Below are 11,441 nucleotides of genomic sequence, written 5' to 3'. Positions count from 1 at the left end.
CATGAGCCAGTTCCGCTACCGAGCCATCAGCGCCGCCGGTGAGGCCCTTTCCGGGCGGATGGAGGCGTCTTCCGTCGAAGACGTCGTCGCACGTCTGCAGGATCAGGGACACACGCCCATCGAAGCGGCACCCGCGGATGGCGAAGCCAGCGGTGGCGGCATCGCGGCGCTGTTCCGCAAAGGCCCCTTCACCGGCGACCAGCTCGCGCAGTTCACGCATCAGCTCGCCACGCTGCTTGGTGCAGGGCAACCGCTCGACCGTGCGCTGGGCATCCTGCTCGATCTGCCCGAGGGCGAGCGTGCGAAGAATATGGTGGAGCGCATCCGCGACCGCGTGCGTGGCGGCACCACGCTTTCCACCGCACTGGACGAAGAAAACGGCGTCTTCCCGCGGCTCTACGTGAGTCTGGTTCGCGCAGGCGAAGCTGGCGGCTCGCTGGACGAAACGCTGCGCCGCCTCGCCGATTACCTCGAACGCGCACAGGCGCTGCGCGGCAGCATCATCAATGCGTTGATCTATCCCGCCTTCCTCATGGTGGGCGTGCTGGGTTCGCTGGTGCTGCTGCTCGCTTACGTGGTGCCTCAGTTCGTGCCGATCTTCGCCGACATGCAGGTGCCCATCCCGTTCATCACCACCGTGGTGCTCGCCCTGGGTACGGCGATCGGCGACTGGTGGTGGGCCATGGCAGCCGTGCTCGCGGTAGCGGTGGTTCTCGTACGCGTGCGCCTGCGTGATCCGGACCATCGTCTCGCCTTCCACGCCCGACTTCTTACCATGCGCGTGTCGGGCCCTCTCCTGCTCAAGGTGGAGACTGCACGCATCGCGCGCACGCTCGGCACCCTGCTGAAGAACGGCGTGCCGTTGCTCTCCTCGTTGGCGATCGCTCGGCAGGTCACCGGCAATCGCGCGCTCGACCTTGCGCTCGAGCAGGCGGCGGAGCGCGTGAAGGGCGGCACGGGTCTCGGCTCAGCGCTGAGCCAGACCGAGCGTTTCCCGCGGCTTGCTCTGCAGATGATCCAGGTGGGCGAGGAGGCCGGCGCGCTGGACACCATGCTGCTCAAGGTGGCCGATACCTTCGATGTCGAAGCCAAGCGCTCCATCGACCGGTTGCTCGCCGCGCTCGTTCCCACGCTCACCATTGTGATGACCGTCATGGTCGCTTTCATCATGGCGGCGATTCTTTTGCCGCTGCTCAGCCTCACCAGCAACATCAACTGATCAAACCGTTCCAAGGAGCTTCCCCATGCGCGCGAACCGTTCCCTCCGCCACAGTCATGCCCGCGGCTTCACCCTGCTGGAAATGCTCGCCGTGATCGTGCTGATCGGCATCATCGGCGCCATCGTGGTCACCCAGGTCGGCAAGAACGTCGACAAGGGCAAGTACGGCGCCGGCAAGGCCCAGCTCACGACGCTGAGCCAGAAGATCGAGAACTACGCGCTGGACAACGGCACGCCGCCGCACGCGCTGGAAGACCTCACCACCAAGCCGGCCGACGCGAGCAACTGGCAGGGCCCGTACGCGAAGGAGTCGGATCTCAAGGATCCGTGGGGCCATCCGTTCGGCTACCGCTACCCGGGCGAGCACGGCAGCTTCGACCTCGTGTTCTATGGTCAGGATGGCAAGGCCGGCGGTGACGGCTACTCGGCCGACGTAGGCAACTGGCAGTAAGCCAGGCATCGACGGATTCACGGCCATGCGCGCGCGCGGATTCACGCTGTTCGAGATGCTGGCCGTGATCCTTCTGATCGGGATCGCCGCTGCGGCTGTCTCGATACCGGTGACGCAGGGACTCGCCAGCGCGCGCGTCAACGCCGCCAGTGGCGAACTCGCCGCCGCGCTACGTTGGACGCGCGCGCAGGCGATCGTTCGCGGCAAGGATCTGGCGCTCGAAGTCGATACCGCTGCGGCGACGTACAAGGCACCTGGAAAGGACGAGGTGCGGCTACCAAAGGACATGCGTGTGTCGATCACCAGTGCGCGCGAAGACCAGGCCAACGCCACGACGGGACGCATTCGCTTCTTCCCCGACGGCAGCTCGACCGGCGGGCGGATCACGTTGAAGCGCGGCCAGCGCGAATGGCACGTCAACGTCGGCTGGCTCACGGGTGCCGTCAGCGTGGTCGATACGCGATGAAGCATGCCGTTCGACAACGCGGTTTCAGCCTGCTGGAAGTCATCGCCGCCATTGCCGTGCTGGCGATCGCGTTCGCCGCGCTCATGCAGGTGGCGGGCAGTTCGCTGAGCCTCACCGCGCGCGCCAACGAGCGCACTCAGGCCGCCTTGCGCGCTCGCTCGCTGCTCGATGGTGCGTTCGTGATGGAGCCCGTGCGCGAGGGCGGCAGTGAAGGGCGCTTCGACGATACCTATCGCTGGCGCATGGTCGTGAGCCGCTTTCAGCCGGCCGACGAAAAGCCTGCCGTCGGCGACGGTTCCCCGACGGGCATGTACCGGATCGACCTCGACGTGATCTGGGGCGCCGACGGCAGCGAGCGGCATGCACGGTTTTCCACGCTGCGCCTGGCGGGCTCGGGCGGAGGCAACGGACCATGAGGCGTGCGGCAGGTTTCAGCCTCATGGAAGTGCTCGCGGCGCTCGCGCTGCTGACGATCGTGCTGCTGGGTGTGTACTCCGGCATCAGCACGGCCACGCGCATCGTACGCAGCGGCAATCAGGCCATCGAGCGGATGGACGAGATCCGCTCCGCGCAGAATTTTCTCCGCTCCGAACTCGCGCAGGCGCTCATCATTCCCTTCGGCCAGAACGACGACGGCGACCCCATCGTCTTCGGTGGCACCGAGAAGACGCTTCGTTTCGTGGCCCCCATGCCCGGTTATTTGTCGAAGCTGGGTCCGCAATTGCAGACCGTGTCGCTCGTGGACGACGACCACGGCGCCTATCGGCTGGAAGTCAGCCTGGCGCTGCTGCCGCCGGACGGCACCGACCCGCAGCCGATCGGCGAACCCGAGGTCCTCATGCGCGGTATCCGCAAGGGCGCGTTCGCCTACCGCGGCGTGGACGAGCAGAATCGGCCGGGCGACTGGCAGGACACGTGGGGCGACGGACGGCGAACGCCTTCGCTCGTTCGCCTCACGCTGGATGTCGACGGCAACGTGGCGTTTCCAACGCTGGTGGCGCCGCTGCGCATCGATCCTTCGGCGTCACGCAATGGTTTCTCCACGTTCGGTCGCGTGCCGCGCGGGCAGGTGATGCGATGAGTGGGCGTCGCGAACGGGGCGTCGCGCTCCTTATCGTGCTGTGGGGCTGCACGTTGCTGGCGATCATGCTCGGCGGCTTCGCTGCGCTGGCGCGGACCGAGGGCTTGCAGGCCCGCTACCAGTTCGCACAGACGCGTGCGCATTACGCGGCGGAAGCCGGAGTGATGCGCGCGATCGAAGGCCTGCAGAGTACCGACATCGCGTCCCGCTGGATCGCGGACGGCAGGCCCTATGTCTTCGCCTTTGAGGATGCGCAGGTCACCATCACCATCGTCGACGAAGACGGCAAGGTCGATCTCAATGCCGCCTCCGGTGATGTACTCGCGGGCCTGTTCAAGGCGGCGGGCGCGACCGACGACAAGGCCAAGGCACTCTCGGCGGCCGTTCAGGACTGGCGCCGACCGGGCGACGCGGCATCGCCCAATGGCGCGAAGAAGCCGCAATACGAGGCCGCGAGCTTGCCGTATGGCCCACGCAATGGTCCTTTCGCCACGGTCGAGGAAGCACGCATGGTGCTTGGGATGACATCCTCCCTTTGGGCTGCCGTGGCGCCGGCACTGACCATCTGGTCCGGTCGCGAGCGGCCCAACACCGAACACGCACAGCCGCTCGCGCTCGCGGCCATTCCCGGCCTGGGCCAGGCCGGAGCCGATGCGATTCTCGCGAGCCGCGGCCAGGCCAACGGTGCGGCGATCGCGGGTGGTAACGGTGTCACGCACACGATACGAGCGGAGGCGATCCTTGACGACGGAACCCGGAGTTCCCTTACATCGACCGTCCGACTCCGTGGGATAAGATCCGGAAATCAGCCCTACGCGGTATTGCGTTGGCGCGAAGGAGACGTTGAATGACGACATTGCAGGACGCCTCGCAGCTTCAGCTCGACCGCCTGCGTCGGGCGTGGCGTGGCAGCCCGCTGCCCGGGTTCCTGCGCTGGTGGGGCGCTGAGCTCTCGACGTTCGTGCCCGTGCGCTGGCGCCTGGCCTTCGCCGGTGGGGAACGTTGGTATGCGGTCGAGCGGCTGACCGATCGCTGGCAGTTGCGGCGTGCGGGTGAGGCGTCACCCGTCGTCGAAGCCGCACATACCGATGCCGTGGAACATCGCTCGGGCGTCATGGCGCACGCGCTTGCGGAAGCCGATCCCGCGGACCGTCGCATCGCGCTCGTGCTTCCGGCCACGCAGGTGCTTCGCCGCCGCCTGGTCCTTCCGGTGGCCGCGCGCGACAACCTCCGCCAGGTGGTCGGCTTCGATCTTGACCGCCAGACCCCGTTCCGTGCGGAGGACATCCACTATGGTGTGCGCGAACTGGACGAGCCTGCGCCCGAAGGTCGCTTCGTGGCCGAGCTGGCGGCAACGCCGCGTTCGACGTTGGACCCGCTGCTGGACGAACTCGCAGCGTTAGGCGTCCAGCCCGATCGGGTGGACGTGGCCGATGGTCATGCGCTGGCCGGGCTCGATCTGCTGCCTCCTGCACGTGCTCCGCGCCGCGTCGATCGCCGCCGACGTCTCAACGCCGCGCTTGCCGTCGTCATTGTGCTGCTCGTGTTCGCCGCGATGGCCACGTGGCTGCACAATCGCAGCGCGGCACTGGAAGACATGCGTGCCAGCGTCGAATCCCTGCGTGCTGACGCACAGCGCGTCTCGGCGCTACGTCAGCGCTTGACGGAGAGTGCCGGTGCGTCCGGTTTCCTCGCGCGCAAGAAGGCTGAATCGCCGTCGGTGCTGCCGGTGCTGGAAGAACTGACCCGGCGCCTCCCCGACGACACCTGGCTCGAACGCTTCACGCTCAACGGCAGCGGCCAGCTCGGGTTCCAGGGGCAGAGCCCGCAGGCGGCTCGCCTCATCGACGCATTGAAAGGTGCGAAGACCATCGGCGATCCGAGCTTCCAGGGCACGATCCAGACCGATCCCACCTCGGGCAAGGAACGCTTCTACATGCAGGCGAAGGCATCGGTGCCGAAGCCGGAGAGCGTCAAGCCGGAGCCGTCCAAGCCGGACAACGCCATGCAGGCGGAGCCCAAGCAGGAGAGCCCTCGTGCGAATGAAACCCGCTGAATCCCGCCTCGCCGCCGTTCTGCTGCTGGTGGTGGCGTTCGTCATCGGCTACTTCGCGTTGATTCACTGGTGGTTCGTGGCGCCGCAGCTGGCGATCGCCGACGAGATGGCCGATCTGCGCGATACACAGCGACGCTTCGCTGCGGCCATTGCCGAACGTCCGCAACTCGAAAAGCGCCTCGCATCGCTCGAGCAAGGCCAGACACGCAGTGACGCCTTTCTGCCCGGCGACGACACCAACGCGGCAGCGGCGGGTCTCATGCAGCGCATCGTCGATGTGGCCGCCGCGCATCACGACGGCGGCGCATGCGACGTCGTGCAGAAGATGCCGGTGCCGAGCCAGGAGAAGGCGGGCGAGCCGTATCGCAAGGTCACCGTCAACATCAGCCTGCGCTGCCAGATGGAACCGATGACGGCTGTGCTGCACGACATCGAGGAAGCGACGCCGTATCTCTTCATCGAGGATTTCAGCATCTATCGGAATCCGGTCGCCGCGCGCGCCGGAACGTCCGCCCCGATGGAAGTGCAGTTCACCGTATCCGGTTACATCCACGCGCCGCGCGCAACGAAGGTGGCCTCGTGAACGCCGCAGGACAACGTCGCCTCACACCGATCCTCGCGGTCGGAGCCGCGCTGCTTGCCGCGCTCGTTGTCTCCCTGCTGCTTGGCGTCGGTCGCGGCGTGCATTGGGATGCACCGGGCACGCCGGAGCCTTTGCCAGCCGTGCGACCGGTGCAGTTGCCGCCAACGTCGCCCTTGGCGCGCTTTGCCGAAGTGTGGGGCCGCCCACTGTTCATGACCGATCGCAAACCCGCGGCAGTGGCAGATGCCGGCGACGCATCGGGCAACATCGGCGACCTCGAGCTCACCGGCATCATCGTGACGCCGGGCCTGCGCATGGCCTTGCTGCGCGACCGGAGCAAGGACACCACGGTGCGAGTGAAGGAGGGTGCCTCACTCGCCGACAGCCATTGGGTACTGGCATCGCTTTCGGCACGCAGCGCGTTCTTCGAGAACGGTGGCGAACGCCGCGAGCTCACCTTGAAGGTTGCTGCGCCGGATGCCCCCACGAAGGGTCAGCAGCCTGGCATGCCTCCGGCCGCGCCTGCGGCACCGCCGCGCATGCAGCCTGGCGGCATGACCATTCAGCGCCAGGGCGGAAGCGGCATGACGGGCCCGGCCCTGCCGAGCCCCGCGCCCGCCGCCACGCGCCAAGCCCCGCCCCGGCAGGACGACGACGCATTGCAACGTGCACGTATTGAGGCGCTGAAGCAGGCCGTGCAAAAGCGCCGCATGGAACAGCAGCAGCGACAACAGCAGGCATTGGATTCGCAGTAGCGGGCGCTATCGCGCCCCCAGGGAAGGAGGTAGGACACATGAAACGCGGAATGCTCGGCATGGCCGTCGCCACGGCCATGTTGACGGTGGCTTGCGCCCCGAATAAGGCAAAGCCCGATCCCGGCGCGTTGGAGCGCGAAGCGCTCGTCGGTGTCGAAAGGTCGGCCCCCGGTTCCCTCCCGCTCGCGGGAGATGCGCCCAAAGTGGACTTCGACGCCAAGCGCGACACCGGCCCAGGCGAAGACGTCTACCGCGGCAGCGGGCGCTTCATTCGCCCCCGCATGGTCGACACGCCCCGGCACGAAGCGAAGGGCGAGGGCTCGGTGACGCTCAACTTCGAAAACCAGCCCATCGAGGCAGTCGTGAAGGCCGTCCTTGGCGACCTGCTCGATGTCAACTATTCGGTGGCGCCCGGCGTCTCGGGATCGATCTCGTTTTCCACGGCGAAACCGGTGCGGCGCGATGAGGCGCTGCCTATTCTTGAAACTCTGCTTTCGTGGACAGGAAACGCGCTCATCCGCGACCAGGGACGCTACAGCATCCTGCCCGCCAGCCGCGCGGTGGCGGGTCATCTCGCGCCGAAGCTCAAAGCGGCGCGGCCGGCCGCGGGTATGGGTGCGCGGTTGTTCCCGCTCCAGCACGTCGCGGCGCCGACGATGGCCAAGCTGCTCGAACCGTTCGTCACGCCGGGTGCGATTCTCCTGACCGATCCGGCGCGCAATCTCCTTGTCGTGGCGGGCACGCGAGACGAGCTCGAAAACTACCAGGAGACCGTGGACACCTTCGACGTCGACTGGGTGAGTGGCATGTCCGTCGGTGTATTCAGCCTGAAGAACGCCACGGTGGGCGAGCTTCTGCCTGCGCTGGAATCGATGTTCGGCGAGAAAAGCGGTACCCCGATGGCCGGGATGTTTCGTTTCATTCCGATCCAACGGACGAATGCCATCGTGGTGATCGCAAAGCGCGCGGAACATCTCGATCAGGTGGGGGACTGGGTGGCGCGCATCGACCGCGGCGGTGGCAACGAGCCGCGCCTGTTCGTCTATGAGGTGCGTCACCTCCTCGCATCGGATGTCGCGAGATACGTCGGAAACGTGTTTGGTGGCTCCGTCGCAGGTGATACGGCACCGCGTTTGGCCCCTGGGCTCACGCCGGCGTCGCTCGGCAGCGACCTCGGCACCGGCGGCGATACGAACGAACTGTCGGGAGGCGGCGATTTGCCAGAAGAGTCGTCCGACTTCTTCCAGGCACCGACCAGCACGCCGTCGTCTTCCAGCGGCGGGCAGGGGCAGGGCGACCTCCGCATCACCGCGATCGATGCGAACAACCAGCTCATGGTGCGCGCGCGGCCCTCGCAGTGGGCGGAAATTCGCGATGCCATCGAACGTCTCGACGCGGTGCCTCTTCAGGTCCAGATCGAAACCCGAATCCTCGAAGTGGCATTGCGCGATTCCTTCCGCTTCGGCGTGCAGTGGTACCTGGAAGGCCTGGCCGGCGGCGGTGGCGAGGTGGCGCAGCCAGGGAACAAGCAGCAATGGGCGTTGGGCTCGGCGCCGGCCATCTCTACGCGGCCTGACACCTTCTTCTACTCGTTCGTCAACAAGGAACTGCAAGTCGCGCTCCGTGCCATGGAACGCGATACCAACACCAAGATCCTCTCCGCGCCGTCGCTGGTCGTCGTCAACAATCGCAAGGCGCGTATCCAGGTGGGCGATCAGATCCCGGTGACGCAGACTTATGTGAACACGGCGCTTGGCGGAAATGGCTCGGTGGGGCAGGTGGAGTACAAGGACACCGGCGTCATTCTCGACGTGCGACCGCGGGTCAATCCGGGTGGTCTGGTCTACCTCGATGTCTCCCAGGAAGTGAGTCGTCCCGATACGGCGGCGGCGGGACAGAATCTGCCGATCGTCAAACGCAAGTTGACCACGCAGGTCGCCGTGCAAAGCGGGCAGACCGTGCTGCTGGGTGGATTGATTCGCGAACTCGACACGCAGGAACAGAATGGTGTGCCCGGGTTGTCGCGCATACCGCTACTGGGAGCGCTGTTCCGAGACCGCACGGACCAGCGCTCGCGCACCGAACTGCTCGTGCTCATCACGCCGAAGGTCATCACCAATGGCGAGGACGCCAAGCGCGTGTCCGACGACTACCGACGTGCATTCCGCTCGTTGCGACCGTTCGAGCCTGGGGCGGAAGGCGCAAAGTCCGCGAACGAGGAGATCGTGGTCGGAGGTTAGGACAACAGCCTTGCCGCTCCGCGTTCGACGGGCGTCCCTGCGCGGCCTTGCGTAACATAGCCGCGCATGGACCCCGTCTTTCCCATTTCATCGTTGCTGCCCGACATTGTGGCGTCGTTGGCCGACCGCCCGCGCCTGGTTCTGGAGGCGCCGCCAGGCGCCGGCAAGACCACCCAGGTGCCGCTCGCGCTGCTGCATGCGCCTTGGCTGGCAGGCATGCGCATCGTCATGCTGGAACCGCGCCGTATCGCGGCGCGTGCCGCCGCTTCGTTCATGGCGCGGCAGCTTGGCGAGGAGGTCGGCGAGACCGTCGGCTATCGCATCCGCTTCGAGTCGCGGGTGGGGCCGCGCACGCGCATCGAAGTGGTGACGGAAGGCATCCTCGGGCGAATGATCCAGGATGACCCGACGCTCGAAGGCGTAGGCGCGATCCTTTTCGACGAATTCCACGAGCGGCATCTTGCGGGCGATCTCGGTGCGGCGCTGGCGCTCGACGTACAGGCCAGCCTCCGGCCCGACCTTCGTCTGCTGGTCATGTCGGCCACGCTCGATGGCGAGCGCATCGCGCAATGGCTGGATGCGCCGCGCCTCAGCAGTCCTGGTCGCAGCTACCCCGTTCGTTTGGAATACCCACCCGCTCGCGCGCAGGAAACAACTGAGCAGCACATGTCGCGCACCGTGGTACAGGCGTTGCGTGAAACCGATGGCGACGTGCTCGCGTTTCTCCCTGGACGCCGCGAGATCGAACGACTGCGCAGCATGCTCGAACGCGTGGCGAACGACGTGGAAGTGGTTGCATTGCACGGCGAATTGAGCCTCGCCGAACAGCAACTGGCGCTCACCCCCGCGGATGCGGGTGTACGCCGCGTCGTACTCGCCACCAATGTCGCCGAGTCGAGCGTGACCTTGCCGGGCATTCGCGCCGTGATCGACAGCGGGCTCGCGCGCGAACCGCGCTTCGATCCGAACACCGGTTTTGCCCGATTGGATACGGTGACCATTTCCCAGGCGTCGGCCGACCAGCGTGCCGGACGTGCGGGGCGCGTGGCGGAAGGCGTCGCGTATCGCCTCTGGCCGCAGAGTCGTCGCCTGGAGCCTTCGCGCACGGCGGAAATCGAGCACAGCGAACTGTCGGGACTTGCGCTCGAACTGGCGGGCTGGGGCAGCGACGATCTGCCGTGGCTCGATCGTCCCCCCGCCGGTGCGATGGGCCAGGCCCGTGAGTTGTTACGTCGACTGGGGGCGCTCGACGAGACCGACGCCATCACAGCATTGGGCCGCGACATGCTGGCGCTGGGCGCCACGCCGCGCCTGGCGGCGGCGGCTCTGCGTGCACCGACGACGCACCGCGCGCTGGTGGCCGATCTCCTCGCCTTGGTCGAGGCGCGCTCGCCGCTGCGCGGAGAGCAAGGACGGACCGATGACTTTCGTCAACGTGTCGCCGCGCTGCATCTGTGGCGCGATGGCGGGGCGCGTGCCGCCCGTGCGGGTTCGGCCGACTTCGGCGCGCTGGCAGCGATCGAGAAAGCCTCGGCGGGCTGGCGACGCCGCCTAGGCATACGCACGGCGGCTAGCGGCGTACCGGACAGCCACGCCATCGGCGATCTGCTCGTGCACGCCTTTCCGGATCGCGTGGCCCGTCGTGACGAAGCCCAAGCGACGCGCTATCAACTCGCCAACGGACGAGGCGCGCGTTTGCACGAGAACAGCGCACTGCATGGCGAGCCCTGGCTCGTGGTGCTCGATCTTCGCCTGGAGGCGCGCGACAGCCTCGTGTTTGCCGCGGCGCCGTTCGATTCCGCCGTGCTCGAACGCGACCACGGCGAGCGCTTCGTGGTAAGCCGCATCCTGCGTTGGGACGAGGAGCGACAGATTGCGGAAGGCTTCGAGGAGCGTCGGTTCGACGCGCTGCTGATGTCCCGGCGACCCGTCCAGCTCACGAATGAGGATGCGACGGCCGCCCTGCTCGCGGCGATCCGCGCGCGGGGCCTGTCATCGCTGCCGTGGACCGAGCAGGCCCTGCGCTTGCGTGGTCGCATCGACGCACTGCGCACCTGGCGTCCCGAACTGGGCTTGCCGGATGTTGGCGACGAAGCGTTGCTGCGCGATCTGGGGCGCTGGTTGGCGCCGCATCTGAGTGGCAAGCGCCGCCTCGATGCGTTGCAGGCGGCCGAGCTGTCACAGGCGCTCGCATCGATGCTCGACTACGAGCAGCGACGTGCGCTGGACGCACATGCACCCGATGAGCTGAAGGTACCCAGTGGCATGACCCGGCGCCTCGACTACGGCACGCGCGCCGACGATCCCGGTGCGCCTCCTGTGCTTGCGGTGAAGCTGCAGGAATTGTTCGGCCTTGCCGACACGCCGCGCGTTGCTGACGGGCGGGTGCCGGTCATGTTGCACCTGCTGTCGCCCGCCGGAAGACCCATTCAGGTCACGCAGGATCTCGCGGGGTTCTGGGACCGTACGTATCCGGAGGTCAAGAAAGAGCTGAAGGGCCGCTACCCTCGGCACCCGTGGCCCGACGACCCATGGACCGCAGCGGCGACGCATCGCGCGAAGCCGCGGGGTACCTGAGGCAGAAGAGGCC

General features: G+C 66.9%; 11 protein-coding genes. All 11 read left to right on the top strand.

The annotated features are described in order from the left end of the window. The first annotated feature begins 1 nt into the window (after nucleotide 1). The 11 genes from gspF to hrpB all read left to right on the top strand — a co-directional run bounded on the left by gspF (nucleotide 2) and on the right by hrpB (nucleotide 11,428). Nucleotides 2–1,219: a type II secretion system inner membrane protein GspF gene (gspF, locus tag BT115_RS17290; RefSeq protein ID WP_072323885.1), complete on the top strand. Its 1,218-nt coding sequence runs from the start codon at nucleotides 2–4 to the stop codon at nucleotides 1,217–1,219. A gap of 25 nt (nucleotides 1,220–1,244) precedes the next feature. After that, the gene (gspG, locus tag BT115_RS17285) at nucleotides 1,245–1,670 is read left to right on the top strand and encodes a type II secretion system major pseudopilin GspG (protein ID WP_072323884.1); all 426 of its coding nucleotides are present in this window, start codon (nucleotides 1,245–1,247) and stop codon (nucleotides 1,668–1,670) included. A gap of 25 nt (nucleotides 1,671–1,695) precedes the next feature. Then, nucleotides 1,696–2,136 (top strand): GspH/FimT family pseudopilin, encoded by a 441-nt coding sequence (locus BT115_RS17280; RefSeq protein ID WP_072323883.1) that lies wholly within the window; start codon nucleotides 1,696–1,698, stop codon nucleotides 2,134–2,136. Next, the gene (locus BT115_RS17275) at nucleotides 2,133–2,552 is read left to right on the top strand and encodes a prepilin-type N-terminal cleavage/methylation domain-containing protein (RefSeq protein ID WP_072323882.1); all 420 of its coding nucleotides are present in this window, start codon (nucleotides 2,133–2,135) and stop codon (nucleotides 2,550–2,552) included. Before BT115_RS17280 ends, BT115_RS17275 begins: the two co-directional genes overlap by 4 nt. Beyond that, on the top strand, nucleotides 2,549–3,217 hold the full coding sequence (locus BT115_RS17270; RefSeq protein ID WP_072323881.1) for a prepilin-type N-terminal cleavage/methylation domain-containing protein: 669 nt from the start codon (nucleotides 2,549–2,551) through the stop codon (nucleotides 3,215–3,217). Before BT115_RS17275 ends, BT115_RS17270 begins: the two co-directional genes overlap by 4 nt. Next, complete coding sequence (locus BT115_RS17265) at nucleotides 3,214–4,068, top strand: general secretion pathway protein GspK (RefSeq protein ID WP_072323880.1); 855 nt, start codon at nucleotides 3,214–3,216, stop codon at nucleotides 4,066–4,068. Before BT115_RS17270 ends, BT115_RS17265 begins: the two co-directional genes overlap by 4 nt. Continuing rightward, nucleotides 4,065–5,273 carry a type II secretion system protein GspL gene (locus BT115_RS17260; protein ID WP_072323879.1) on the top strand — a complete coding sequence of 403 codons (1,209 nt, stop codon included), beginning with the start codon at nucleotides 4,065–4,067 and terminating at the stop codon, nucleotides 5,271–5,273. Before BT115_RS17265 ends, BT115_RS17260 begins: the two co-directional genes overlap by 4 nt. Further along, complete coding sequence (gene gspM / locus BT115_RS17255) at nucleotides 5,260–5,856, top strand: type II secretion system protein GspM (RefSeq protein ID WP_072323878.1); 597 nt, start codon at nucleotides 5,260–5,262, stop codon at nucleotides 5,854–5,856. The genes BT115_RS17260 and gspM overlap by 14 nt, the downstream gene beginning before the upstream one ends. After that, complete coding sequence (locus tag BT115_RS17250) at nucleotides 5,853–6,611, top strand: hypothetical protein (RefSeq protein WP_072323877.1); 759 nt, start codon at nucleotides 5,853–5,855, stop codon at nucleotides 6,609–6,611. The genes gspM and BT115_RS17250 overlap by 4 nt, the downstream gene beginning before the upstream one ends. 38 nt (nucleotides 6,612–6,649) lie before the next feature. Next, complete coding sequence (gspD, locus tag BT115_RS17245) at nucleotides 6,650–8,851, top strand: type II secretion system secretin GspD (protein WP_177257442.1); 2,202 nt, start codon at nucleotides 6,650–6,652, stop codon at nucleotides 8,849–8,851. Nucleotides 8,852–8,917: 66 nt separating this feature from the next. Next, complete coding sequence (hrpB, locus tag BT115_RS17240; RefSeq protein WP_072323876.1) at nucleotides 8,918–11,428, top strand: ATP-dependent helicase HrpB; 2,511 nt, start codon at nucleotides 8,918–8,920, stop codon at nucleotides 11,426–11,428. Nucleotides 11,429–11,441: the final 13 nt, after the last annotated feature.

The organism is Luteibacter sp. UNCMF366Tsu5.1, from assembly GCF_900119235.1.
Classification (GTDB): Bacteria; Pseudomonadota; Gammaproteobacteria; order Xanthomonadales; family Rhodanobacteraceae; genus Luteibacter; species Luteibacter flocculans.
Note: the sequence above shows the minus strand (reverse complement) of the source record. Positions and strands in the feature narration are given on the sequence as shown.